Annotated in this window: 25 protein-coding genes and 2 tRNA genes; 23 read left to right on the forward strand and 4 right to left on the reverse strand. The window is 41.2% G+C overall.

Features of this window, described 5'->3' with window-relative positions:
• The first annotated feature begins 2 nt into the window (after positions 1-2).
• Complete coding sequence (locus Q0K03_RS00295; protein ID WP_297236528.1) at positions 3-1,055, forward strand: M15 family metallopeptidase; 1,053 nt, start codon at positions 3-5, stop codon at positions 1,053-1,055.
• 3 nt (positions 1,056-1,058) lie between these two features.
• Positions 1,059-1,529, forward strand: coding sequence for a metallophosphoesterase (locus Q0K03_RS00300; RefSeq protein WP_297236529.1), 471 nt, complete (start codon positions 1,059-1,061; stop codon positions 1,527-1,529).
• Positions 1,530-1,693: 164 nt separating this feature from the next.
• Here the strand turns inward: Q0K03_RS00300 and Q0K03_RS00305 are convergent.
• Positions 1,694-1,770, reverse strand: a tRNA-Arg gene (locus Q0K03_RS00305).
• 80 nt (positions 1,771-1,850) lie between these two features.
• Here Q0K03_RS00305 and Q0K03_RS00310 point away from each other — a divergent pair.
• The 6 genes from Q0K03_RS00310 to Q0K03_RS00335 are packed head-to-tail and all read left to right on the forward strand — an operon-like array spanning position 1,851 to position 7,333.
• Positions 1,851-2,630, forward strand: a complete 780-nt coding sequence (locus Q0K03_RS00310; protein ID WP_297236530.1) for an InlB B-repeat-containing protein — start codon at positions 1,851-1,853, stop codon at positions 2,628-2,630.
• Between the two features lie 28 nt (positions 2,631-2,658).
• Complete coding sequence (locus Q0K03_RS00315; protein WP_297236531.1) at positions 2,659-3,477, forward strand: Cof-type HAD-IIB family hydrolase; 819 nt, start codon at positions 2,659-2,661, stop codon at positions 3,475-3,477.
• 44 nt (positions 3,478-3,521) lie between these two features.
• Positions 3,522-4,403, forward strand: coding sequence for a hydroxymethylbilane synthase (hemC, locus tag Q0K03_RS00320; RefSeq protein ID WP_297236533.1), 882 nt, complete (start codon positions 3,522-3,524; stop codon positions 4,401-4,403).
• Positions 4,400-5,791, forward strand: a complete 1,392-nt coding sequence (gene cobA / locus Q0K03_RS00325) for a uroporphyrinogen-III C-methyltransferase (RefSeq protein WP_297236535.1) — start codon at positions 4,400-4,402, stop codon at positions 5,789-5,791. Before hemC ends, cobA begins: the two co-directional genes overlap by 4 nt.
• Entirely contained in the window at positions 5,788-6,807 is a 1,020-nt protein-coding gene (locus tag Q0K03_RS00330; protein WP_297236537.1) for an NAD(P)-dependent oxidoreductase, read from the forward strand. Before cobA ends, Q0K03_RS00330 begins: the two co-directional genes overlap by 4 nt.
• Positions 6,785-7,333 carry a biotin transporter BioY gene (locus Q0K03_RS00335; RefSeq protein WP_297236539.1) on the forward strand — a complete coding sequence of 183 codons (549 nt, stop codon included), beginning with the start codon at positions 6,785-6,787 and terminating at the stop codon, positions 7,331-7,333. The genes Q0K03_RS00330 and Q0K03_RS00335 overlap by 23 nt, the downstream gene beginning before the upstream one ends.
• Here the strand turns inward: Q0K03_RS00335 and Q0K03_RS00340 are convergent.
• Entirely contained in the window at positions 7,313-8,848 is a 1,536-nt protein-coding gene (locus Q0K03_RS00340; RefSeq protein WP_297236541.1) for a nitrite/sulfite reductase, read from the reverse strand. The genes Q0K03_RS00335 and Q0K03_RS00340 overlap by 21 nt on opposite strands.
• Positions 8,849-8,952: 104 nt before the next feature.
• On the opposite strand from Q0K03_RS00340, the gene Q0K03_RS00345 reads away from it, so the two are divergent.
• From Q0K03_RS00345 to Q0K03_RS00380, 8 genes are all read left to right on the forward strand, one after another.
• Positions 8,953-10,314, forward strand: coding sequence for an MATE family efflux transporter (locus Q0K03_RS00345; RefSeq protein ID WP_297236543.1), 1,362 nt, complete (start codon positions 8,953-8,955; stop codon positions 10,312-10,314).
• A 48-nt stretch (positions 10,315-10,362) separates the two neighbouring features.
• The gene (locus Q0K03_RS00350) at positions 10,363-12,135 is read left to right on the forward strand and encodes a DUF885 domain-containing protein (RefSeq protein ID WP_297236545.1); all 1,773 of its coding nucleotides are present in this window, start codon (positions 10,363-10,365) and stop codon (positions 12,133-12,135) included.
• 85 nt (positions 12,136-12,220) lie between these two features.
• Complete coding sequence (locus tag Q0K03_RS00355; protein ID WP_297236547.1) at positions 12,221-12,940, forward strand: hypothetical protein; 720 nt, start codon at positions 12,221-12,223, stop codon at positions 12,938-12,940.
• Between the two features lie 2 nt (positions 12,941-12,942).
• Positions 12,943-14,220 carry a trigger factor gene (gene tig / locus Q0K03_RS00360; protein WP_297236549.1) on the forward strand — a complete coding sequence of 426 codons (1,278 nt, stop codon included), beginning with the start codon at positions 12,943-12,945 and terminating at the stop codon, positions 14,218-14,220.
• Between the two features lie 67 nt (positions 14,221-14,287).
• Complete coding sequence (gene lon, locus Q0K03_RS00365; protein WP_297236551.1) at positions 14,288-16,591, forward strand: endopeptidase La; 2,304 nt, start codon at positions 14,288-14,290, stop codon at positions 16,589-16,591.
• 1 nt (position 16,592) lies between these two features.
• Positions 16,593-17,168, forward strand: coding sequence for a ribosome biogenesis GTP-binding protein YihA/YsxC (gene yihA / locus Q0K03_RS00370; protein WP_297236553.1), 576 nt, complete (start codon positions 16,593-16,595; stop codon positions 17,166-17,168).
• Positions 17,169-17,248: 80 nt separating this feature from the next.
• Entirely contained in the window at positions 17,249-18,658 is a 1,410-nt protein-coding gene (locus Q0K03_RS00375) for an amidophosphoribosyltransferase (protein WP_297236555.1), read from the forward strand.
• Positions 18,658-19,155 (forward strand): nitroreductase family protein, encoded by a 498-nt coding sequence (locus Q0K03_RS00380; RefSeq protein WP_297236557.1) that lies wholly within the window; start codon positions 18,658-18,660, stop codon positions 19,153-19,155. The genes Q0K03_RS00375 and Q0K03_RS00380 overlap by 1 nt, the downstream gene beginning before the upstream one ends.
• Positions 19,156-19,206: 51 nt before the next feature.
• On the opposite strand, the gene Q0K03_RS00385 is transcribed toward Q0K03_RS00380, so the two are convergent.
• Positions 19,207-19,725 carry a DUF1836 domain-containing protein gene (locus Q0K03_RS00385; protein WP_297236559.1) on the reverse strand — a complete coding sequence of 173 codons (519 nt, stop codon included), beginning with the start codon at positions 19,723-19,725 and terminating at the stop codon, positions 19,207-19,209.
• A 115-nt stretch (positions 19,726-19,840) separates the two neighbouring features.
• Here Q0K03_RS00385 and Q0K03_RS00390 point away from each other — a divergent pair, with 115 nt between their 5' ends.
• Entirely contained in the window at positions 19,841-20,680 is an 840-nt protein-coding gene (locus tag Q0K03_RS00390) for a DegV family protein (protein WP_297236561.1), read from the forward strand.
• A gap of 11 nt (positions 20,681-20,691) precedes the next feature.
• Here the strand turns inward: Q0K03_RS00390 and Q0K03_RS00395 are convergent, their stop codons facing one another.
• Positions 20,692-22,623, reverse strand: coding sequence for an NAD(+) synthase (locus tag Q0K03_RS00395; protein WP_297236563.1), 1,932 nt, complete (start codon positions 22,621-22,623; stop codon positions 20,692-20,694).
• 98 nt (positions 22,624-22,721) lie between these two features.
• Between Q0K03_RS00395 and Q0K03_RS00400 the strand changes: the two genes are divergently transcribed.
• From Q0K03_RS00400 to mreD, 6 genes are all read left to right on the forward strand, one after another.
• Positions 22,722-23,594 carry a DUF1848 domain-containing protein gene (locus tag Q0K03_RS00400; RefSeq protein ID WP_297236565.1) on the forward strand — a complete coding sequence of 291 codons (873 nt, stop codon included), beginning with the start codon at positions 22,722-22,724 and terminating at the stop codon, positions 23,592-23,594.
• A 69-nt stretch (positions 23,595-23,663) separates the two neighbouring features.
• Positions 23,664-23,739, forward strand: a tRNA-His gene (locus tag Q0K03_RS00405).
• A 67-nt stretch (positions 23,740-23,806) separates the two neighbouring features.
• Positions 23,807-24,604 carry an MBL fold metallo-hydrolase gene (locus Q0K03_RS00410; RefSeq protein ID WP_297236567.1) on the forward strand — a complete coding sequence of 266 codons (798 nt, stop codon included), beginning with the start codon at positions 23,807-23,809 and terminating at the stop codon, positions 24,602-24,604.
• 50 nt (positions 24,605-24,654) lie between these two features.
• Positions 24,655-25,329: a DNA repair protein RadC gene (gene radC, locus Q0K03_RS00415; RefSeq protein WP_297236569.1), complete on the forward strand. Its 675-nt coding sequence runs from the start codon at positions 24,655-24,657 to the stop codon at positions 25,327-25,329.
• Between the two features lie 47 nt (positions 25,330-25,376).
• Entirely contained in the window at positions 25,377-26,213 is an 837-nt protein-coding gene (mreC, locus tag Q0K03_RS00420) for a rod shape-determining protein MreC (protein WP_297236570.1), read from the forward strand.
• Positions 26,210-26,776, forward strand: a complete 567-nt coding sequence (gene mreD / locus Q0K03_RS00425; RefSeq protein ID WP_297236571.1) for a rod shape-determining protein MreD — start codon at positions 26,210-26,212, stop codon at positions 26,774-26,776. The genes mreC and mreD overlap by 4 nt, the downstream gene beginning before the upstream one ends.
• The last annotated feature ends 56 nt before the right edge of the window (positions 26,777-26,832 follow it).

Consider the following 26,832-nt stretch of genomic DNA (forward strand, 5'->3'; position numbering starts at 1 on the left):
GTATGGTAAAGGAAAAAAAAGAATTATTTGCCAGGATCGTGCTGATCTTATTTTGCCTGACGATTTTTTCGGCCTGTTTCTGGGCGATGAATCAGACCTATGACCCTTTGGCTCGTTATCCTTACGCAAATGATCAAAATAGAGAAAAGATTTTGACGTATCTGGATTCGGATGATATCGATTATATTATTTCCAATCAGATTCATCCGGACGAATTTATGGATTTTATTGATGTTCCCGGATTCGATATCCGTTATTGCCGGCTGTATACGCTCTGCAAAGAGACTCAAAATCAGGAAAACGACTATATCGTAAATTTTGTGAATCGTTACCGCACGCACTTTACTGCGGGTTCTCTGGAAACTTTGTTGAAGCATTATTCTTATCTGGATTTGACAACTTTCTACGAAAACGAAATGACAAACAATCCGACTCTGAAACTTGTGGAAGACCCTACATGGCCTTTGCTGGTTTTAAATAATAGAACCTCTGTGTATAAATATGCGCCCCAAGATCTGGTTTCCGGGCATGGCATATTTTTGAAGCAGGAAGCCATGGATGCCTATGAAGATATGAACAATGCCTATAAGTCGATGCTGGAAAGTTCGGATTCCCTGGTGTTGGAAAAAGGGTATACCGCATATGAAAATATATTTACGGAATACACTTCTTTATCTACGGTTTCTCCTGAGTACGTGGATACAGTTTTCCTTCCTGCCGGAGAAAATGAATTTCAGTTAGGATATACAGTGGCCCTGGAAGGCTATAACCAGTGGCGTACGCAGGTCTTGTCTCAGGAAGAAGTTTATAAGGATCATCAATACGATTTAATATTGGATGCATTAGACCAGACAATACGATCCAAAATCTCCTGGCTGGAAGAAAATGCTTATCGTTTTGGTTTTGTGGTGCGTTATCCACGTGGTAAAGAAAGCCAGACCGGACATGCATATGATCCTTTTGTGCTTCGTTATGTAGGGAAAGAAAATGCCAAGGCGATGAAAGAAAAGGACAACGTAATGGAACAAATGAATTTTAGTGAGGAACTGGAATAGGATATGCAGATTGTTTTGATTAGTGATACTCATTCGCAAAATGAGATTCTTCATGCACTGACAGAAAAATATAAAAAAGCGGATGCCTTTATTCATTGTGGTGATTTGGAAGACGATCCCCGGCTTTATCCGCAATGGCTGATTGTTAAAGGGAATAATGATTATGGAAAATTTAGAGACCATTTACGGCTGAGGGCAGGAACACATCGTATTTACGTAACGCACTCACACCATTGTTCTTACTTGTACAGAGAAAAAAATCTGGAACGGCTTGCCAAGGAATATGATTGTGACATTGTGTTTTATGGCCATACACACGTATCTCGCATCACAAAGACAAATGATATGCTTCTTGTCAATCCCGGTTCAGCCAGGCTTCCTCGAGATGGAAAATCACCAAGTTATGCATTGGTCAATATTGATGGAGACCAAGTCGATGTAAAGATCATTCATCAGGAAGAGTGGGATTTTTAAAAAGGAATCTATACATGCCGGCAGCTGCTGGCTTTTTTATATACGCTTTGAATGGGAAGGTATAGAAAGTCGCAGAGAAAAGATTGATATTCAACGTCAGGATTATGTATAATTCTATTGGTAATAAAAAAGCTCTTGATCAACAAGAGCTTTGAAATCAAAAGTGGCGTCCTCGGAGGGATTCGAACCCCCGACCGTGCGCTTAGAAGGCGCATGCTCTATCCAACTGAGCTACGAGGACAGCACAAGTATTATAACAAAACCCATTTTCAAATTCAATGAATAAATTTTATAAGGGAAGAATCAGTTAGGGGAATAAAGATGGAAAATGAAACCAATCAGGAATTAAGAAAGGGATATTATTTCGTAGGATGGTATATTGACGAAGAATGTACCAAACGTTTAAATCCAGGGGGGATCCTTCCTACGACAATGACTCTCTATGATAAATGGGTGCCTATATGGTATAAGATCCATTATGAATTGAATGGCGGAATGAATTCCCGACTCAATCCTAATTTTCTAAATGTAGAGTCTGGTGTCCTGCGCCTTCATCCGGCTCGAAAACCAGGTATGGCTTTTGATGGTTGGACATTGAATGGAAAAAAGATCGAGATCATCCCTGAAGGACAGACCAGCGAGATCACTCTGGTGGCTCATTTCAAGGAGCTGAGTACGGTGAGTTTTGAAAGTAATGGTGGCGGTCTGATCGAACCCAAACAAGTGGACGGTCAGGGAAAGATCAAACCGTTTCGGCATCCTTTGAAACTGGGTTACGATTTTGTTGGCTGGTACTACGATCCTCAGTTTGAGCACCCCTTTTCTTTTGACCATAAGATCTCTTCTTCATGTACTTTATATGCTCGTTGGGAAGTGAGCATTTATCACATTCGCTATGATGCTTCCGGAGGTGTTTCATCTCGGCGAAACCCGCATATTTATACATATTTCAGTCCTACGGTAAAACTTTTACCTGCCTATAAAAAAGGATATGTTTTTGATGGGTGGTATGATCATCGAGGCAATCCGTTGACACAGATCGTGACCCACAGTATGGGAGACAAGGTCTTGATTGCCCGGTTTCACAAAGAAGATAAATAAATGAAAACAGAAAAAAAGGAGAAAAGTTATGCACACAGTTACTTTGGTCGCCACGGATCTTGATGGAACTTTTTTAAACAGTCAGAAACAAGTTTCAGATTTAAACCGCAAGGCAATTTCTTTGTTGAAAAACGAAGGCATTTTATTTGGAATTGCTTCGGGAAGACCGATTGAAACCGTTCGCGCCATGTTGGATGAATGGCAGATTGCTGACAGTGTCAGCTTTATCATGGGAATGAATGGAGGCGCCATTTACGATATTCGTAGACGGACAAAAGAGGAATATCATTTGTTGGATGGCAAGATTGTTTTGGATATTATTCACTTTTATCAGGATATGGATGTGATTTTCTTCGTATTGGTTGGAGACATTCGCTACACCAACAAATCTACACCGGAAACCCGTGCTCATGCCAAAATGTTTGGTGAAACAGAAATTGAGATCGATTTGGAAACGTTCTTAAAAGAAAGGACGGTAAACAAGCTGATCATATACTGCGATCCTGCTTATATGCCTAAAGTGATCGAACGATCAAAATCTTTCCGCCGATTTGATTGTGTAGGTTTTACGACCGCTCCCGATCTTTTTGAATATTGTGATCCCGTTATCAACAAAGGCTATGGGATACAGAAACTCTGTAAACATTTTGGAGTAAATCTGGAAAACTGCGTGGCTTTTGGTGATGAGGCCAATGATATTCAGATGCTTGAGAAAGTGGGAATGGGCGTCTGTATGAAAAACGGCTGCGATGCGGCCAAAGCGGTGGCCAATGTTGTGAGTGAATATACAAATGATGAAAGTGCTTTAGGGCATTTTCTCATGGATCATGTTTTAATGACAAAGTAAGAAGATCTTAGGATCTTCTTTTTCCCCTTTAGGAAGGAGATTTTATGAGAATCCATGTTGGAACAAGAAAGTCAAGATTGGCCTTAGCCCAAACGCAGCTGGCTATAGAGTCTTTAAAAAAGTTTTTGCCAAATTTGGAAACACAAATCGTTTCTATTTCCACAAAGGGAGATCAGGATTTTCAAACTCCTTTGTACCAGATGCCGACGACGGGGGTTTTTATCAAGGAAATTGAGCAGGCCTTGATTGACCATACCATCGATCTGGCTGTGCATTCACTGAAAGATGTGAGTTCTATAAGTGACGATCGGTTGATGTTGTTGCCGTTTACTGTATTCGAAGATAAAAGAGATGCCTTGATCTCAAAAGATCACCAGTCTTTGACGGAACTCAAAAAAGGAGCCCGCATTGCGACCAGCAGTATCCGAAGGATGGCTTGTATCCATCAGGTGCGTCCGGATATTGAGTTTGTAAGTATACGGGGAAATATTGATACAAGACTTGAAAAATTTAAAAAGATGGATCTGGATGGCATTGTATTGGCCATGGCCGGCTTAAAAAGGCTTTCTAAAGATGATCTTGTGGATGAGATCCTGGATCCTTCGATCCTTGTCCCGGCTTGCGGACAGGGAACCCTTGCCGTGCAAATTCGTAAGGAAGATAGAGATTTGTATGCCGGTTTGCCAAAGAGAACCATTTCGCAAAGAGAAGTAGAAATTGAAAGAGAATTTCTTTCTTTGTGCAATACCGGATGCCATGATCCAATCGGATGTATGATCCAGTTTGACAACGATCATATTCTGGCTTATGCCTGTCTGGGAACATCTATGGAAGACATTAGTGTGATTCGAGAGGTTCTTCCTATGGAAAAGGAGTCCCAAACAGCCAGCATTCTTTATGAGAGATTACAGGAGAAAAAAAGATGATTTGGTTTATAGGTGCGGGTTGTTTTCATCCCGATATGCTTACATTAGGGGCAAAGAAAATATTAGAAACTTGTGACTGTATCTTGTATGATCATCTTGTCAATAAAGAGTTCCTGCAGTATGCCAAAAATGACTGTGAATGCATCTGTGTTGGTAAACGCGGACATCAACATTCTTTTCCTCAGGAAGACATCTTTAGTTTATTGGTGGAAAAAGACAACGAATACGCACAAGTTGTTCGTTTAAAGGGAGGAGACCCTTTTTTGTTTGCCAGGGGAAGTGAAGAAATGCGGTATGTGCTGGAACATGGCTGCAACTGTCAATACATTCCCGGCATCAGCAGTGCGATTGGGGCCCTGGGGTTTGCGGGGATTCCTGTAACGCAGCGCAATACATCGACTGGGTTTGTGGTGCATACGATGCACTTTCAAGATGGCAAGGATCATTTGGATTACGATGCCATTGCCAGAGAGAAGAATACACAGATCTTTTTTATGGGGTCGCACAAAATCAAAGAGCTTGCGCAAAATTGTATGGATCACGGGATGCCAAAAGATACACCGATTGCCTTGGGATCGCATTTGACCTATCCTTCGCAAAAAGTTTTGACATCGACTTTAGAAGAGATCCTACAAGAAGACATCACACCCTATACAGCTCCTTTGTTGATCGTATTGGGAGAAGTAGCCCGCAATCAAGAATTTTTCGATAATACAAAACGACTTTCTTGTTTTTCCAAAAAGGCACTATTCTGCACGATCGATGAAGAGCGTTTTCCCATAGAAGATCTCACTTTAAATAAAGGAATCTATACGTACCATCGTCAGGTAGGACACATTGAATATACATCTAGCCACGATCTTTTACTGGATGACCACGATATTTTGATTTTCAGTTCAAAACATGCTGTGACTGGTTTTTTTCAGTATCTGAACAGGAAACAAATTGATATTCGTTCGCTTTCTGATAAAAAGATCTTTTGCATTGGAAAGAAAACCGAGGATGCTCTTTGTCAAAGAGGATTGATCGTTGATCATATGGAAGATCATCGAAATGCGATGTTTGCGTCTATCGATTCAAAAAGCCGGTGTCTTTATATCAAAGAAGAGAGTGTATCCTGCCCGCTTCCTTCTTTTAGCTGTTACAGGATCGTTGCCAATGATTTTTCTTTGCCGGAAGAATCAATGGATGCTCTATGTGTTACCAGTCCTAAAACTTTGGAGATTCTTTGTGCCCATGGCATCGATCGGAAGATCGATCTCTTTTGTTTCGATCATCGCTCCAAAGAGAAAGCCATAGATCTGGGTTTTCAAAACATTCATCCTTGTCCTTCCTCCAAAGAAGCCCTGATAGCGCGGATGGTCGAATTTTTTGAGGAGTCATTATGAGAGTTTGTCTGGATATTGAAATGCAGGATCATATCGTCTGTATCTTGGGAGGCGGTCAGGTCGCTTTACGCAAAGCTAAAAAGTTTTTATCCGCTGGTGCTAAAGTGTATCTGTGCAGTTTGAAATATTTACCAGAATGGAAGGATTTGAACGTTACGATCTTGACCTATTCGGAATTGATGAAGCTTCTGCCCAATGCCACTTTGGCCATTGCCTGCACAGACGATGTTTTCGCAAACAAGATGTTTATTCAAGAGGCGAAAAAACACAGTGTTTTGACTATGTCTTGCCATTTAGAGCAAGACCAGGATACCTATGCCATGGTTGAATCAAGAAATGAGGATCTTGTCCTGGCCTGTCATACAAAGGGTGCTTTTCCAGCGGCCAACAGGGCGATACTTAACGATTGGAATACCTCCTTACAACTATTAAAAGCGATTCGAGAACGTTTAAAAAACCGCCAGCTCAGTCCTGTCCTTTTAAAGCTGAATCGGGAACATCTTCAATTTCTTTATGAATGCATCGATTTGCCAGGCCTTGTGTATCTGCTTCATGGAGGCAGTTCTTTTCGGGCCAGGCTTCAGTGCTGTATTTTACAGGAGAAAGCCAAAAAGAACTTTTCAAACTATGCGATAGGTACGTTTTTCTTATCCAAACGTCATCAGGATGTAAGTTTGGAAGAATTCTGTGAACTTCTGCAGGACTTGCAGTGTAAAGTGCATTTTGTCTTTCTGTTTTGGGAATGGGGAAATTATGTCAAAAAGGGAAAAGAGGTCCTGAACTCCTATTCTTTTTCGAGTCAGGTCCTTCATTTTGATCCTTCCTGTTATGTCAAAACAAACGAGAACCTGATCATGCATACGAACAAGAAAGCGAGTACGAAAAACAGCGTTGTGGTCAGTATGCTGGATTCTTCATTTTTAAGGAAACAATATCCGGACTCTCGATTTGTTTCCTGCCTGGAAGATGAAAAGACCTTGGAAAGGATCGTTTATGAAACCCATCCAGCTTTTTAGCCGAAGTGCTCTTTTTCTGACGCTGATGATCATATCGGCGTATATTCAGATTACTTTGCCCACTCCATATTATCCAATGCATATCACCTTGCAGCTCTTTGTATGCATTGTCTGCGGGTTCTGTCTTCCTGTCCATTATGCGATCTTGAGCATGGGCGTTTATATATTGATGGGGCTGATTGGATTTCCTGTTTTTGCCAGTGGCGGCGGAATTTCCTATATCATGCGCCCTACTTTTGGATTTATTTTAGGTTTCTTTTGCTGCTCCATTTCTTGTTCGGCTTTGAAACAAAGAAAAAGACCCACATGCCTTTTGGATTATTTCAAAATAGGCGTTGTCGGTCTGTTTCTATACTACTTGATTGGGAATCTCTATTACTATTTTTCTTTCCCTGTTTTAATGGAAACGCATATCCCTCTCTGGTTTTCTTTGTTCAATGGCGTTCTGGTATCCATTGTACCGGATTTTCTCCTTATGGCGATCGCATGCCGGACGTCCAAATCTTTACAGATATTTTTCCAGTAACGCCTGCCATTGGTCGGCGTTTTCTTTTTGCCAGAGATCGAAGGTCTGGTGTGCCCGGGTGACTTTTTGTCCCAATTCGATAAAGAAAGCATTGATGTCATCTTGTAAGATCAGTCCAACTTCTTTTCCAAACTGGGTCGCATCCATAGAGGCCTGTCCTTGTACGGTCATCTTGAAAGCCGGATAAGGTTTTTTATCTACCAGTTTTGTGAACCCCTGAAGGCCAATGGCTCCGATCTGGTTGGCTCCGCAGGAACTTGGGCAGCCGGAAATATAGATCTTAGGAAGGACTCCTTCTTCAAAATCATACGGACGAAGTGCTTCAATCAGGGCTTTTAAGACATTGTTGGAGTCGCGAAGACCAATTTGACAGGTTGCGGCGCCAATACAGCTGACGCTGGCTTCAAACTGGGTGCGGGCTCCATCGTCTGTATGGCTAAGAACTTCTCTGGCTTCCTTTTCGGTCAAGTTTACGATATACAGATCTTCCTGCGGACTCAAACGAATCTCTACATCTTCCATATTCTCGATCACGTCCCAAAGTTCTTTCCACTTGGCTGTTGTCATATTTCCACACAAAGGATGATAATACACTGCATACAATCCTTTTTGTTTCTGGGCAATTACCCGTTTAGGCAGATCGTTCCAAAGAGGTCCTGTTTTTGAGATTGGATTTGAGACAGGGGAAACATCATGATCCAGATTTTTCATGGCACGTTCCACTTTTTCTTTGAATTCCTTCTGGATTCCGTCGATTCCCAGTGTTTCTTGTAAATAGCGTGTTCTGGCTTTGGCACGGTTGGTATAATTTCCGTGTTCCATAAAAAGGAGAACCATAGTATTCACGTAATATAAGATGTCTTTGGGGTTGATATGATCTCCAACCTTGACCCCCATCCTTGGATTGTTTCCCAATCCTCCGCAACAATACACATCAAAGGTATGATCTTCATTGGCAATAAAGCCCAAGTCTCTGAAATTGGCATGAGTCTCATTGGCTTTAGAGTTGGAAAAGGCTACTTTCAGCTTTCGTGGAAGAGAATATTTGTTGATAATGCTCAATAAATATTCGCCGGCTTGTTTGGCGTAGGGGTAAACATCGAAAGGCTCCTCGGGATCAATGCCGGATAAGGGAGAGCACATGACATTCCGTGGGAAATCGCCTCCGCCTCCGCGTGTAATGATTCCTTTTTCTAAAGCTTCTTTCATGATTGGTGTCAAAGCCTCCGGTTTCACATCGTGCAGCTGGACGGTTTGACAAGTTGTACAGTGGGTGCGCTCAATGTCGTATTTTTCACATTGTTCGACAAGAAATTTTAGTTTTTCTTTTGTGATGCGTCCCTGATTCATTCTCAATCGCAGCATAAAGGTACTGCCGCCGCGCTGGGCATAGGAACCAAAGCCACCGCTGTATCCCTTGTAGTCTTTGATTGATATCTCTTTTTGATAGAATAATTGTGTCTTTCTTTCAAATTCAGGTAATTCTTTTAAAAGTTCTTCACGTAGCTGATCCATTGTAGTTCCTCCATGTATCCCTATTATATAAGATTTCATTTAATAATCATAATGATATTTGATATAATCTAAAACTGTAGATAGTATATGAAAGAAGGGAAGACATGGAGAATATTTTAGGCATAGAGAAGCCTTCAAAATTATTACGGAGTTTTGCGATTCCCAGTATTATTTCCATGCTGGTGAGTTCTCTTTATAATATCGTCGATCAAATTTTTATCGGCCAGGGTGTAGGCTATCTGGGGAATGCAGCCACCAACGTAGCCTATCCTTTGACCACGATTACTTTGGCAATCTCTTTATTGATTGGGATCGGTTCAGCGTCCCGTTATTCTCTGTATTTGGGGGCCGGTCAAAAAGAAAAAGCACGCAGCGTGATTGGGAATGGTGTTGTGGCGATGTTGATTGCCAGTTTGATTTACGTGGTCCTCGTTTTCCTTTTTCTGGAACCGTTGATGCACGCCTTTGGGGCAACGGATCAGATTCTACCGTATGCTCTGGAATATACTTCCATTACGACTTTTGGTGCCCCCTTTTTAATTGGAACCAATGTATTGAGCAATATGATTCGCGCGGATGGAAGTCCGAAATATTCGATGTTCTGTGTGCTGATCGGCGCTTTGGTGAATACGGTTCTTGATCCTATTTTTATCTTTCCTTTCCATATGGGAGTGGCCGGTGCTGCCTGGGCCACGGTATTGGGACAGGTGATTTCCTTTGTTGTGGGCGCGTTCTACCTTAAACATTTTAAACAAGTGGACATGCAACTGAAAGATTTTCGTTTTTCTTTCTCTCAGACGCTTCAGACTGCCGGGATCGGCATCAGCGCCTGCATTAATCAGTGTTCGATTCTTTTTGTCCAGGTCATTTTAAACAACTCTCTGGTGTACTACGGACAGTTTACTGAATTTGGTCAGGAAATCCCATTGGCGGCCTGCGGTATCGTCATGAAAGTCAATGCGATCTTACTGGCAGTGATCATTGGAATCTCACAGGGGACACAGCCGATTGTCGGTTACAATTACGGAGCAAAAAAATATCAGCGTGTCAAACAGACTTTCCGCCTGTCTTTGGGTTGTGCTTTAGGTGTTTCCATGGTGGGGTGGCTTTGTTTTCAAATATTTACCCAACCCATCTTATCGTTGTTTGGAACTGGAAATCCCTTGTATTTTGATTTTGCCACACGGTTTATGAAGGTGTTTCTTCTTATGGCCTGTGTAATTGGTGTTCAGGTTGTATCTTCCGGATATTTTTCGGCTGTAGGAAAGCCTTTGAAAGGGATGGTCCTTTCTTTGACCCGCCAGGTTTTGTTCTTTATTCCTCTGGTGTTGATCCTGCCGAAATTCCTTGGCCTGGATGGAATTATGATCAGTGCACCCATTGCCGATTCGGTGGCTTTTATCGTATCAGGAGTCTTTGTGATGAAAGAATGGAAACATCTTAAATATCTTCAGGAAACTTCGTGATCGTTGTTTCCTTTTTTTGTGTTAAAATTTTTCTGAGAGGTTATAAGTATGAAATGGAATAAATGGATTGTTTTTTTGGTAAGTGTTTGTCTGTTGTGCACAGGCTGTTCTTATTCTTCAACACAGGTTACGGTTCCAAAAGAAGAAAAAATACAGCTGACCAAAACACAAAAAGAATTTGATGATTTTCTTGAGGAGCAGATGATAGAAACCCTGACTGCGGATTACTATACGCTCCATTCGTATGTCGAAGATCCAGAAGCCTTGGGAATTGATGAATCTACGGTCGAAAAAACATTTGGCCGCATGGATGAAGCCTCCATGGAGGATAACAGGCTAGAGATTCAGGAGACGTTGGATGAATTACAAACGTTTGACAAAGAAGATCTGACATCTTCTCAACAAGATACTTATGATGCGTTTTTATTTAATATGGAAGTTTCCCAGAAATTAAGCGATCCTAAGTTTGATTATCTTTCCAGTGAGTTCAGTCCGACCAATGGGATCCATGTTTCTTTTCCGATGATTTTTTCGGATTGGGAGCTATATTCTCAGAAAGATGTAGAAAATTTGATTCTAATGATCGAGGATGTAGATGATTATACGCAAAGTGCCATCGACTACACATGGAAACAAAATGAGATGGGGACAATGTGCATTGATTTTGATTCGGTGATTTCTTATTGCCAGCAGATCCTGGAACAAGGCAATGAAAGTTCTTCGCTGAACACTTTGATCAAGAGAGTAAAAGAACTATCATTAGATACAAACCTGGAAAAAGAATATATATCCAGGATCCAAAAGGCATTTAATGATTCGTATCTTCGCTCCTATCAGATGATCCTGGAAGCAATGACAGAGTTGGAGGAAAAAGGAGAGAATCATCCCACTGGACTGGCCAATTTGCCAAACGGCAAAGAATATTACACGTATCTTATGCAGTCCAATACGGGACGAATCCAATCGGTGGAAGATGTGGAAGAAAAAATGAATGAAGCGTATCAAGATCATATCTTTTCATTCTACAATAACTATGAGGAAACGATGGATCTTTTCGATATGAAGACATCGTATACCAGTTATGAAGAAATTCTGGAAGATGTCAAGGAACAGATGTTTGAAGATTTTCCTACCATTTCCAGTCTGGATTATGAGATTCGGGACATGGAAGAAGACATCGCCACCGACAATGGCATGGCCGCTTATTATCAGATTCCTACCTTGGATGGAAACCAGAAAGGACAGCTGCGTGTCAATCCCCACAACAATGATATTTCCAGTGTGGATACATTTATGACGGTCTGCCATGAAGGAATGCCGGGGCATATGTATCAGTATAACTACCTGCATGAAGCCACATCACAAAAAATTCGATGGTCTTTATTACGTTCGATTGCCTATCAGGAAGGCTACGCTACCTATGCGGAACATTACAGCCTGAAATATTTAAAGGATATTCCGCAGAAAACGTTGAAAGCTTATAGTTCCTACTCAATGTTTCTATACGATGCCCTGATCTTGGCAGATATCGGTATCCATTATTATGGTTGGGATATTGATACATGCAATGAGAATCTGGAAATGTATGGAATCAATCTGATTCAGGAACAATACGATCAGCTTTTGTATGATGCTTGTATCTTTGAGCCTTACTATGTAGGCGCCTACGAGTTCTTTACCCTTCAAAAGAAAGCGCAGGAAAAGCTTGGACATTCTTATGATGACCGTGAATTTCATCAGGCCATTCTGTCGGCAGGATCCCTGCCTTTTGAAATCGTGGAGAGGCATGTAGAGGATTATATTTCGGCACAAAAGAAATAAAGTTGAATTTGTGGAAAATGCAAGAGGCTCCGTTGATTCTTGCTATCACTTATGATAAACTTTAACTGTTTCGCCAGGAGGTACGATGAATTCCTATTATCAGTCTTTATTTAAAGAACTCCAGACAAAAATGGAAGAGGAAAAGTACCAGGAGGCGTACGATTTGATTCATCAGGAAATCTCTGTTCCTTACGTTCCCCAGGACTGCCTGGATCGATTGATGGAATATGAGGAGGATTGTCGCCCTTATTTAAAGGAAGAAACAAAGTCTCCTTCCATTGAGCAGGTCTTTTCCTGGATCGATGATCCTTTGAAACAAGATCTGGTGATCCCTTTTTTAAAGACAGTGAATTTAAGGCAATATCCTGAAGAAGTACAGTCTTTACTGAACAAGGATCTGTTGCCGGAAGTCAAAGGGGAACTGATTGAGTATCTGATGGAACAGAAAATCGATCTTCCTTTCCAAGTGGAAAAAGAAGGATGGGAGATCACCTTCATTCCAAGTGCGATCTTGGATGAGCATTCAGACCCGACCGTGCAGGAAGTCTTGGCGCTTTTTGATCAATGGTTTTCCAATGAGGATCCTGCATTTCAAAACTTCTGCATCACACTTTTTCATCAGGAGATCTTATCCCGAAGACCTTTTGATTTCAGTGAAGAAGAAGCCCTGCCTATCGCCATATCCATTGTTCGATTGGTGTATGATGCGTTTATGAGGGATGACGAGTTTGAAATCTTTATTCAAAATCATGAATTGTGTCAGGTTCAGAATGCCGTTTTATATATTGAAAGAAGAGGAGAATAAAAATGAACACTACATGGACAGTAAAAGAACATTCAGAAGGTGAACTGCAAGTCACAGTCGATGGAGAAGTTTGGGAAAAGGCCCAGAAAAAAGTCTTCAACAATTTAAAACAGTCTGTCAATTTGAAAGGTTTCCGCAAAGGACATGTTCCAGAAGCCCTGATTCGCAAGCAGATCCCTGCCAAGGCTGTTTATGATTATGCCGCTGAAGAAGTCGCAAACGATGCATTGGCACAGGCTGTAGAAGAAACAAAAATCGAACTGGTAGCCCGTCCTACGTTAGAAGTAAAGGAAGCGGATGAAAAATCCGTCACTTTAGTGTTCCACTGTGTTGTGATGCCTGAAGTCACATTGAAAGAGTACAAAGGGTTAGATATCCATAAAGAAGAAGTTTCGGTTACGGATGAAGATGTTGAAAAAGAAGTAGAAAGAATCCAGAATCGTTATGCCGACTGGGTACTTCGTGAAGAAGATCAGGCTGCGGAAAACGGAGACCAGGTTACCATCGATTATGTAGGAACCATTGATGGTGTTCCTTTTGACGGCGGTTCTGCAGAAAATTATCCTTTGGAGTTGGGATCAGGAACGTTTATCCCAGGATTTGAAGATCAGTTGATTGGTGTAAAATCCGGTGAGGAAAAAGACGTTGTCGTAACGTTCCCAGAAGCGTATGGGGCCAAGGATATCGCAGGAAAAGAAGCTGTTTTTAAATGTACGGTTCATGAAATCAAATATAAAGATCTTCCAGAAGCCAATGATGAACTGATCAAAAAGTTAAAACGTGAAGGTGTTGAAACTTTAGAAAAGTTCAAGGAAGTGACAAAGGAAGATTTGGCAAAGCGTAAAGAACAGCAGGCTGAAAATGACTTTACGAGTGCCTTGATTGCGAAAGTAACAGAAGACGCTGAAGTTGATATTCCAATGGTTATGGTGGAAAATGAAGTCAACCGCCTATACAGAAACTTCGAAAATCAGATGATGCAGTCTGGATATACCGCAAAACAGTATTTTGAAGCCAGTGGACAGAATGAGGCGGATCTAAAAGAAATGATGAAGCCGGAAGCTGAAAACAATGTAAAGACCAGCCTGGTTTTGGAAGAAATCGTAAAGGCAGAAAACATTGAAATCGATGAGGATGCCATTGAAGCAGAATACAAGAATATGTCGGAAACATATGGTATGGATGTTGACCGTATCAAACAGTTGGTTTCTCCAGACAGCATTCAGTATGATCTGGCACAGAAAAAAGCAATTGAGTTGCTTAAAGAATCTGTAAAATAGTATAATAAAATATAATAAAAAAGACGCCTGGCGTCTTTTTTAAAAGGAAAAAAAGGAGGTTGTATTTATGTCTCAAACATATCCTTTAGTATGTACAAGGGGAGTGATCTTATTCCCTGAGCAGGAAATTGTAATTGATGTGGGGCGTGAACCGTCTTTAAAAGCGATTGAAAACGCACAGGATAATTATGAGGATAAGGTGGTTTTATTCTCTCAGATCGATCTGCAGATCAATGATCCAACGATCGAGGATATCTACCAGGTCGGAACTCTTTGTGAGATTCGTCATGTGCGTCGTTTTGATAACTTTTTACGAATCAAGTTTAAAGGGCTTGATCGAGTAAAGCTGGTCAGCTGGCAGGAAGGAAGCTTAAGTGATATCGCTCAAGTGGATATTCTTCACAGCTATCGCCAGGACGAAATGGAAGAGGTTGCACTAGTTCGAATGATTGCCAATGAATTTGATTCTTTAGGAAATGCGGAGAAATTCCTTTCGAAAGAGTTGATCATTGAACTGTCAAAAGGGATTGGAGCGGACCTTTTAAGTGATCGTGCGATCCAGGCTTTTCCTTTGTCGACCGAAAGAAAACAGAAATATCTGGAAACGCTTGGGATCAATGACCGTTTAGAGATGCTTCTGGCCGATATGGAAAAAGAAAAGAAGATGTCTGAGGTCGAACAAAAAATCAATGAAACAGTCAAAGAGCGCATTGACCAGGGACAGAAAGATTATTATCTTCGTGAAAAAATGAATGCGATTCGTGAAGAGCTGGGAGACATTGCTTCTCAGGATCAGGATGCTGAAAAGATTCGCAAGCGTCTGGAGGAAAATCCGTATCCTGAATACATCAAGAAAAAGGTTCTTGAAGAATTACAGCGATACGAGATGCTTCCAATGGCATCCGGCGAGACCGGCGTCATCAAGAATTATATTGATTGGCTGATGGACCTTCCTTGGTGGCAGGAAACGCAGGATAACGAAGACCTGAACGAAGCACAAAGGATCCTTGATGAAGATCATTACGGCTTGGAAAAGGTCAAGGAACGTATTATGGAGTATTTGGCTGTCAAACAGATGACCAATTCCTTAAAGGCTCCGATTTTATGCCTTGTCGGGCCTCCTGGGGTAGGAAAGACATCTCTGGCAAAAAGTGTAGCCCGTGCTTTAGACCGCCATTTTGTGAAAATTTCCTTAGGCGGTGTACGTGACGAAGCCGAGATTCGTGGCCATAGACGGACGTATCTGGGAGCTTTGCCGGGACGTATCATTCAGGGAATGAAAAAAGCTCAGGTTGTCAATCCGGTTTTTTTGATCGATGAGATCGACAAAATGGCTTCGGATTATAAAGGCGATCCAAGTTCAGCTATGCTGGAAGTGCTGGATCCAGAACAGAATGCGATGTTCTCCGATCACTATATTGAAGAAAGCTATGATCTTTCCAAAGTACTTTTTCTCGCAACAGCGAATTATTTGGAAAACATTCCGCCTGCTTTACGTGATCGTTTAGAAATTATTGAATTATCCAGCTACACGGACATTGAAAAAATCAACATTGCCCGTGAACATCTGTTGCCAAAACAATTGACTGAAAACGGACTGAAGCCTTCGCAGCTGAAGATCAATGATAAGATGATGCTGTATTTAATTCGCTATTACACTCGAGAAGCTGGCGTTCGTCAGCTGGAAAGAACGATCGCAACAATTTGCCGCAAGACGGTTCTGGCTATTTTAAAGGATGGCAAACGCAACATTTCCTTAAATAAAAAGCTCATTCATGAATGGCTGGGAAATGAAAAAGTCGACTATGGTAAAAAAGAGAAAAAAGACCAGGTAGGAACGGTTACCGGATTGGCTTATACAAGTTTTGGAGGAGATATCCTTCAAATTGAAGCGAATAAATTTGACGGACATGGAAAACTTATCCTGACAGGACAGCTGGGGGATGTAATGAAAGAAAGTGCAAGTATTGCTCTGGATTATATTCGGGCCCATGCCAAAGAGTACCATATTGATTCCAGCGACTTTGAAAAGTTGGATGTTCACATTCATGTTCCGGAAGGAGCGGTGCCTAAAGATGGACCAAGTGCCGGCGTAACCATGACCACGGCTCTGGTATCTTGTTTCAGTAACATTCCTGTAAAAGCCAATCTGGCCATGACCGGGGAAGTCACCTTACGAGGCAATGTTTTGCCAATTGGTGGATTAAAGGAAAAATCGCTGGCCGCTCATCGAAGCGGAATCGATACGATCCTGATTCCTCGAGGCAATGTCAAAGATCTGGACGATGTTCCTCAGGAAGTCAGAGATTCGGTAACCTTCATTCCAGTTTCAAATGTGAAACAAGTTCTGTCTCACGCATTGGTTCAATAGTATGCAGGCAGAATTTGTGACCAGTGCCGTTGGAAAGGATCAATGGCCGGAAAGTACACTCCCTGAAGTTGTGGTTGTCGGCAGAAGTAATGTAGGAAAAAGTTCATTTATCAACGCCTTGACGAATCGAAAGAGACTGGCGTACGTAGGAAATACACCCGGTAAGACAAGGCTCATCAACTTCTTCTCGATTGATGGAAAATGGATGCTGGTGGATGTGCCTGGATACGGGTATGCCAAAATGTCTAAGACGATGCTCAAAAAGATGGGCGATATGATGGAGGAATATTTTTCCAAAAGAGAACAGCTGGTTTTGGCGATTCAGCTGGTGGATGCCCGCCATGATCCAACGCAGGATGATATGGATATGATCGATTATTTCAAGGCTTTAAAGATTCCTATTCTCTTGGTTGCGACAAAGATCGATAAGATTCCTAAAACAAAGCGAATCAAATCCTTAAAAAATATTTCTCAGAAACTGCAGATTCCTCTTCGCATGGTCTATGGCATCAGCAGTACTGAAAAAATTGGATTTGAAGAAGTGATTGATTTGATTGAAAAACAGATTCTTGGATAGAGTCTGTTTTTTTTTAATATTTTTGTCGGAATTCTGTCGTTGTGTGGTATACTTTTCGTATATTTTAAAAGGAGAATCGTATGAGTGGATTTTTTGGAGTAGCTTCAAAGAAAAGTTGTGTTTTAGATTTATTTTTTGGTACAGATTACCATTCTCATTTAGGAACTCGCCGTGCCGGAATGGCCGTTTATGGAAAAAATGGTTTTAATCGAGCCATTCACAACATTGAAAACAGCCCTTTCCGTACTAAATTTGATAAAGACCTGGATCAGTTTGAAGGAAATCTGGGAATTGGTTGTATCTCAGATTTTGAGTCGCAGCCGCTTCTGGTTCATTCGCATTTAGGAAGCTTTGCGATCACGACTGTAGGACGCATCAATAACTTGGAAGAGCTGAAAGAAAATTGTTTTCAAAACGGTATGACACATTTCTTTGAAATGAGCACCGGAGGAATCAATCCCACTGAACTGGTTGCCGCTTTGATCAATCAGAAGGCCAGTATCGTAGAAGGTCTTCATTATGTTCAGGAAGTGGTTGAAGGAAGCATGAGTATCATGCTTTTGACCAAGTCAGGAATCTATTGTGCCCGTGATAAGGTGGGAAGAACGCCAATCATCATTGGTGAAAAAGACAGCGGATACTGTGCAACTTTTGAAAGCAGTGCCTTTTTAAATCTGGGATATCATCACTATAAGGATATGGGACCTGGGGAAATTCTTTTTATGACACCAAATGGAGTGGAAACGAAACAGGAACCTGGGGATACTATGAAAATTTGTTCTTTCTTATGGGTATATTATGGATATCCAACAAGTACCTATGAAGGGGTCAATGTAGAATGTATGCGTAACCGTTGCGGAGAAATCTTGTCTTCACGCGATGAGAAAGTGGATATCGACAGCGTAGCCGGTGTTCCAGACAGTGGAATTGCACATGCGGTGGGGTATTCAAACGCAACGAAGATCCCATTCTCTCGTCCATTTATCAAATATACACCAACCTGGCCTAGAAGCTTTATGCCGACAAGTCAGAGTCAGCGAAATATGATTGCCAAGATGAAACTGATCCCGGTAAAGGAACTCATTAAAGACAAAAAACTTCTTTTGATCGATGATTCGATCGTACGTGGTACACAATTGGGAGAAACAACGGATTTCCTTTATCAGTCGGGCGCTAAAGAAGTTCATGTTCGTCCAGCTTGTCCGCCAATCATGTTTGGATGTAAATTCTTGAATTTCTCTCGTTCCAGTTCCGAGATGGACTTGATCACTCGTCGTGTGATCAAAGATTTGGAAGGCGACAATGTCAGTGAAGAAATTTTGAAGGAATACGCAGATCCAGACAGTCAGCGTTATCAGAATATGTGTGAAGAGATCCGCAAGCGTTCTAAATTTACGACATTGCGTTATCATCGTCTGGACGATATGATCGAATCCATTGGCCTTCCAAAATGTAAACTTTGTACATATTGTTGGGATGGCGAAGAATAATGAATCCTATCTACCAGCGATGCAGTATACGCCATTTTCAGATGGAGCCGATCCAAGAAGAAGACATTCAGAGCTTGTTGAAAGCGGCTTTTAGTGCTCCATCGGCGCGCAATCTTCAGCCATGGATGTTTGTCGTTGTAGAAGATATTCAAAAAATTCGACGCCTTCGTGATTTTTCTCCTTACGCCGGTCCTCTGGAAACGGCCACTCTGGCCATCCTTGTTTGTGCGGATCTAAAATTGAATCCGAGCCTGGATTACTGTCAGCAGGATTGTGCAGCGGCTACTGAAAACATCTTGATTCAAGCCAAATCCATGGGGTATGGATCCTGCTGGTTAGGCGGATATCCCAATGAAGATCGTATAGAGAAGCTCAAGAAATTTATTGCGCTTCCAGAAAATGTATTGCCTTTATGGGTGATTGCGATCGGGATTCCCAATGAAAATGAGAACATCAAAGATAAATGGGATGATCATAAAATCATTCGTTTAAAATAAAAGGTCCAATATGGGACCTTTTTTTCATAAAAAAAGTGAGCGGTATGCCCACTAATGATCTTGAGAGATCAGATAATACTCGGTATAGATTTTCATGACGATGGAAGAAACGACATTACAGAGGAGTTCCTCTTCCTTGGATCGATATTTTGGATTCAATTCGTTTAGATTTCCTTTTTCAATAATTTCATGAAGATAGATCTCCAGATAGGATGAAAATTTGTCATAGGCTTCCATATAACTGGAATAACGCATTTTACTTTGAACTTCGATCAGAGAAGAAATCTCGTTCAAGGTAAAAACCCGTTTTAATATGCAGACAACGATCAAATAAGCCAAATGCTTGGCATTATAGTGCTTTTTGACAGGGGGGTCCAGGATACTGTTTTTCACATAATTGTTGACCATACTGTTGGTAAGGATCTTTTCCTCCTGAAAGTAGAGCGGTTGCAGATAGGAAGTGATACAGGCAATCAATTGATCCATATAGATATCAAAGTTGGGAAGATCTTTCCAGCGAGGACATGAGAAATTCAACAGGTCTGTCTTGATTTGTTCCTTCGTTTTCATGGTTCAAGTTTATCACAATTACAATAACCAAGCAAACTAGATATTAAAACTAGATATATTGACTTTGAAAACTATTAATGATACTTTAATAACAGGACAAACAGGAGGATCAACAATGTTGCAGATTGTTACAGATTCATCAACTTTATATTCGATTAAAGATGGAGCAGAAAAAGGAATTACCGTCTGTCCGCTGAATGTAAATATCGAAGGACAAAGCTATCGGGATTTTGAAGATATCACGAGTACGAAACTATTGAAAATGATCAAAGAAAAAAAGGTTCCCAGCACTTCACAGCCTTCTATAGGAGAAAAAATTGATACGTATAATCGTCTTTGCCAACAAGGGGAAGTGTTGGATATCACGATGGCGCAGGGACTCAGCGGGACCTATGATAATGCGATACTGGCGAAAAACCAGTGTGATCATCCCGAAAAGATCCACGTTTTGAATTCAAAGACGCTGTGCGGGCCGCATCGCCTTTTGGTTGATCAGGCTTTAAAAATGGCACAGGAAGGTAAATCACTGGATGAAATCGTTAGTTCTTTAGAAAAGGCCAGGGAAACAGATCTTTCCTTCCTGATCCCTTTTGACTTTCAATTTCTGCTTAGAGGAGGACGCGTTCGACATGTGGAAGCGGGCCTAGGAGGCCTTCTGAAATTGATTCCTGTTATGAAACGGCAGGAAGATGGAACGATTCTGGTGAAGTTTACAGTTGTTCGTACTTTTAAAAAGGCTTTACGGATGATTCTTGAAGAGTTTGATAAAAAAGGGGTCAATCAGGATTATATATTCTATATTACACATGCCTTTAATGATGAATTGGCTTTTGAAGCGCAGTCTGCTTTACGAAACAAATATCCGGAAGCTAAGATCGTTGTATATCCGCTTTCTCCAACCTTTATTACACAGGGTGGACCGGGATGTATTGCGATCCAGACGATCAAAGTATAAAAAAATCCGAGTTAATCTCGGATTTTTTCAATTTGGTCAAGCCATAGATTGCGGCTTCCATCACTAGGCATCCGCCAGTCTCCGCGGGGAGAAAAACAGATGGAACCCACTTTTACGCCATCCGGCATACAATTCCGTTTGAATTGCTGCGCAAAGAAGCGTGAATAAAAAGTGCGAAGGGCCTGTAAGATCGTTTCTTTGGAAATATCTGGAAAGGCCAGCTTACATAATTCATATATTTTTTCTGGTTCTTCATGGAAACGGAGCATATGGTAGAGGAAAAAGTCGTGCAGATCATAAGAGCCTAAGACTTCTTCTGTCTTTTGTTGGATCTTTCCTTTGGCATCCGGCGGGAGAAGTTCTGGCGATACAGGGGTATCACAAATGTCAATCAATACATCGTGAAGTTTGTGATTGCCTTGTTCTTTAGCCAGGATCGCAAAACTTTCGACAATATAGCGAACCAGTGTTTTTGGCACGCTGGCATTTACGGCATACATGCTCATATGATCTCCATTGTATGTGCACCAACCCAATGCCAGTTCACTGAGATCGCCTGTACCCACGACCAATCCATTGTATTTGTTGGATAGGTCCATCAGGATCTGTGTTCTTTCCCGTGCCTGTGAATTTTCATATGTGATGTCATGGATATCTGGATCGTGGGAGATATCCGCAAAGTGCTGGTTTACCGCATCCAGGATCGAAATTTCTTCACTGGAAACATTCAACAATTCCATCAATGTATGTGAATTTGTCTTTGTGCGTTTTGTCGTTCCAAATCCCGGCATGGTTATCGCATGGATACCGTGAGGATCGTAACTATTGATCTTAAACGCTTCATGACACACCAGCAAGGCCAGGGTAGAGTCCAGTCCACCGCTGATGCCAATCACAACATTCTGGCTGTGGATCTTTTTTAACCGTGTTGCCAGGCCTCTTGCCTGGATATGAAGAATGGTCTGACAGCGCTCCAGCCGTTTTTCCAGGTTTTGCGGTACAAAAGGATAGGCATTGATCGATCGGGTCAGTTCAATATTTGGATAAGGCTTGCTTTGGAAAAAGATGATCAAGGCCTTGTCCACTGTTTCTTCGCGGCTTGTTTTGAAATGAATGCGGTCCTGTTCCAAATGATCCAGGTCAATTTCACTGACGATAAAGTCGGCGTTTTCATTCATGGTTCTTTCCGCCAACAATGTTCCATTTTCAGCGATGATATCATGTCCGCCAAATACCAGGTCACTGCTGCTTTCATACGGCCCGGCACTGGCATAGATGTAGGCTCCATAGCATTGAGCACTGTGATGCACAACGAGATTTCTACGATAGGTTTCCTTGGCAATGATCTCATTGGATGCGCTGCAGTTACACAGGATATTGGCTCCCTGCAAGGCTTGTCGGGAGCTGACCGGAATCGTCACCCATAGATCCTCACAGATCTCAACCCCAATGCAGGCACCGGTAGTCTGGTCTTTGAATAAGATATTTCCGGAAACCGGGACGATTTGATCGCCAATTTGAACAGTTGTACCTTCTTTTAATTCTTTGGAAGAAGAGAACCATCTTTTTTCATAGTATTCGTTATACATCGGAATATAGGTTTTGGCATAGATCCCCAGGATCTTGTGATCAAATAACACAGCAGCACAGTTATACAGCTTTGTGTCGACAACCAAAGGAAGACCGATGATGACGACCTTATTCTTTGGAAGGTTGGACGCAAGAAAAAGTAGCTGCTCTTTACAGCTGTCCAGAAGGATCTTTTCATAGAAAAGGTCCTGGCAGGTATACCCGCTCAGACTCAATTCAGGAAAGACGGCACACTGAATATCTGCCGGCATCTTTTGCAGGGTTTCCAGTATAGACCGGGCATTGGCACAAGGATCGCCTATGGAAACATGAGGCGTACAGGCGGCCACCTTATAATATTGAAATCGTTTCATATTTTCACTCTTTTCACTGGTATAAGTATACAAAAAAAACGAAAAGAGAGCTATATCTACTGACTTGAAATTTTTATAAGAAGCTATACACTGAAAGTATGATCATTAACGCTAGCGGCCGAACGGACATCGTGGGATTTTATACTCCCTGGTTTTTAAACCGTATAAAAGAAGGGTATTTTCTTGTACAAAATCCTTTTGATGCTCATTTTCTATCCAGAATTGAAATGAAAGACATCGATTTGATTGTCTTTTGTACCAAAAATCCACTCCCTATTTTAGGTTCGTTAGATCAGATCCCCGTACCATATCTTTTTCAAGTGACATTGACACCTTATCATCAAGATGTTGAACCCAATGTTGCGAATAAAAAAGAAATTATCAAAGGGATACAAGCCCTCTCTTTATGCTCAAAAATCAAACCGGTATTGCGATACGATCCTATTTTAGTAAATTCAAGATATACGGTGGATTATCACGTTCGAGCCTTCTCGAAATTATGTAAGGAACTTGACGGATATGTTGAAAAAATCATTGTTTCTTTTGTGGATGTATATAAAAATGTTCGGTTTCATCAACAGGAGTTACAATGCCGATCCATCGGTTCTGAAGATATGGAGAAAATCGGACTTTCTTTTGCACAGCTGGCCGCAAAACACCATATGAGTGTGCAGACTTGTTTTGAAAAACAAGATCTTTCAGAATACGGATTTAAAAAGGATGTCTGCCTCAGTGTTCAGGAAGCGTATGCGATCACGGGAAAGATCTTTAAAAAATGGAAGGCAAGAAATTGTGGATGCGTAGAGATGGTTGATATTGGAGCCTACAACACCTGCCAACATCTTTGTAAATATTGTTATGCCAATTATGATGAAAGACAGATCCAAAGAAATATAGATCGGCATGATCCGCTCAGCCCTTTATTGATAGGACATCCAAGAGTTGGGGATGTCATCAAGGAGCGCCGATGAGTTTTGCGACAAAAATAAAAATTGTGCTTTACAATCCCTTTTAAATTGTATACAATAAACAAGCACATGGCGGTTGTGGTGAAGTGGTTAACACAGCGGATTGTGGCTCCGTCATTCGCGCGTTCGAATCGCGTCAGCCGCCCCATAAGCAATTCAATCCCCAAAAAGGGGATTTTTTTATGTTTCTTGATTTAGAATGATATAATTTCAGTATGAAAATCACTGTATTGATTGAAAATACCGGTACGGATCCATTGTGCAGAGAGCATGGCTTAAGCTTTTACATCGAACATGACTCAAAAAAATATCTGCTGGATGCCGGACAAAGTGAAGGCGTTTTGCAGAATGCGAAATCTTTATCCATTGATTTGGATTCGGTTGACTATACGATTCTCTCCCATGGGCATTATGATCACGCCAATGGCTTTTTATCGATTATGGAACAATATCCGGAACATAAGATCTATGCTTCTTCTTCTGTTTTTGAAGACTATTATTCTGGTTCAGGAGGGCAGATCCACTATATAGGGCTTGATCCAAATCTAAAACAAAAGAAGAACCGTTTTTTCTGTATTGATCAGGATACAAAGCTTGAAGACAACGTGTATTTGATTCCCGACGAAAAAATGCCCAATGAATCGGCTAAACTTTACCGGAAAATAGGAGATACTTACCTGGTGGATGATCTTAGTCATGAGCTTACGCTGGTTTTTGACACTCCCAGAGGTTTGATTCTTTTTAACAGTTGTTCACATTTAGGACTGGAGCCTATCGTCACTTCGGTTAAAAAGAAACTAAAGCGTCCGGTGTATGCCTATATTGGAGGCTTGCACCTGAAGTCGTTGCGTCATCCTGAACTGGTTACCGGTTCTATGGCGAAGTTTATACGAGATCATATTTCCGTTGTATATACTGGACACTGCACAGGGCATGTAGCTTACCAATTTTTAAAGGCGGAACTTAAAGATCAAATCCATGCATTGACAACTGGAAAGACCTTTTATTTGTAAAAACTTTGATTTTATGGCGAATCAAAGCTTTTTTTTACGTATCTATACATATGAAAATCAAAGAAGTAGAAACGCAATTGCGCCCGCGCGAAAAAGCACTGACGTACGGATTGGAATCTTTAAGTGACATGGAGATCATCTGTCTTCTTCTGCAAAGCGGAAATAAAGAAAGGAGTGTTTTTGATCTGGCTAAAGAAGTTTTGACGATATCCGATGATCTTTCCAAACTCTTTGATTTGACCATCAATGATTTGGTACAAATTAAAGGGATCAAGGAAGTCAAGGCTTTACAGCTGATGACAAGCATTGAGCTTTGTAAAAGAGTTATGAGAAAGAAGAACTATTCCGCTTCGATTTTTGATCCGGTGGATCTGGTCAACTGGTTTCAGACGGAAATCGGATATAAAGCACAGGAACATTTTGTCTGTGTGTATTTAAATGTAAAAGGCAAGATTATCGGACATAAAATATTATTTATCGGAACCTTGAGCGAAAGTTGTGTCCATCCCCGTGAGATCTTTCACGATGCAATCCAGGCACGGGCTTTTTCAATCATCATGGTTCACAATCATCCCAGCGGAGACCCTGCGCCCTCCCGTCAGGATATTCTCTTTACAAGACGTGTTAAAGAAATCAGTCAAATCGTGGGCATCGATCTGTTAGATCATGTCATTGTCGGAAAAGAGGAATGGTATTCTTTCAAACAACATCAATATCTTGATTGAATGATTGTTGGATTCCTATTATAATGAAATGTACTTGGGGGAACATAATGAAAAGATTCACAAAACTTCAGAGGATTTTGTTGATAGGAAATATTGTTTTACTGGTTTTTGGATTGACGATGATGGGATTACGACAGAATCCTTTATCGAATATGGGATACAGTGCTTGGACCTATATCAAATATGGACTGATTGACTACCCATTGACTTCAATAGGCAATGCGTTTAGTGATTTGGCCAATCTTTGGCATGTCTATGAAGACAATCAGTATTTGAATGAGGAGCTTTCTCAACAAAGAAGTTATAAAACTTTATACGAAGAAGAAAGAAACCGAAATGCGGAATTGGAAGAACTCCTTGAAATGAAAGGAGCTCTCAAAGATGCGAAAAACGTCAGTGCCACTGTATTGTCCCGTGATGTTTCTGGATGGGATCAGACGGTAACGATCTCGGCGGGATCCAAACAAGAGATTGAGCCCAATATGATCGTTTGTACCTCAAAAGGGGCAGTGGGGTTGATTGAAGAAGTGCAAACTGCAACTTCCACGGTCCGGCTTTTGACCAGCGATGATCTGATCAATGATATTGCCGTTAATATCGCATTGGATGATGGAACCAATGTCGAAGGTGTATTGGAAAGCTATGACACGGAAAGAAAGGCCTATCGTGTATCTTTGTTTGATAATGAAGCCACTGTGACACAGGGGCAGGAAGTCAGCACGTCAGGACGGGGAGGTAATTATCCTTCAGGAATCTATTTAGGACAAGTACAAAGTGTAGAGACCAACGACGATGCTATCATTTCCACGATCTATGTGAAGCCGGTCAGCAACATTGGAAGTTTTAATTATGTTTTCGTGATTGGAAGTGGAAAAGTATCATGAAAATAAGAGCTTCTGTGATCTTGATTCTTGTCTGTCTTTTGGTGGATGATTTGATTGCGTATGGTCTGTATCCAGATCCAACGTTTAAAGGGTATGGATTTATCAGTCATTTGACTTTTCTGGCTTTAATGTTTGTTCTATATGATCAGCCCTGGAAAACAAGAATTCTTTCCGGTTTGTTGTGCGGGTTGGTTTCCGATTTCTTTTTTACTGACAGTTTTCCTTTGTATGCACTTATTTATCCATCCTTGATCTACATAGCGGGTCTGGCTAAAGAATGGATCAAAGAGAGCGCATTGAAACGGTTTCTTTGGTTTCTTCTTTTATTGATCTTACTGGATCTTATTCCTTACTGTACTTTTGCGATGATGGATCCTTACCAGGTTCCTTTTGGGGTTTGGATCTGTCACAGAGGAATTTTGACATGGCTGATCAACGGCCTGATGATTTTATTGTTTCAATATATTTTTGATGTTATGGATCGTTATTATACGATTCGCAGACATCGAATTTCGGCTCAGGAAAAGAAAATTTATAAACGGCTTCGGCTGTCTCGAAAGTAAGCACATCTTGGATATGTGCTTTTTTATGTTTGCCATGTCTTCTCGTTTCATTTTCT

Source organism: uncultured Faecalicoccus sp., assembly GCF_944327125.1.
Taxonomy (GTDB): Bacteria; Bacillota_I; Bacilli_A; order Erysipelotrichales; family Erysipelotrichaceae; genus Faecalicoccus.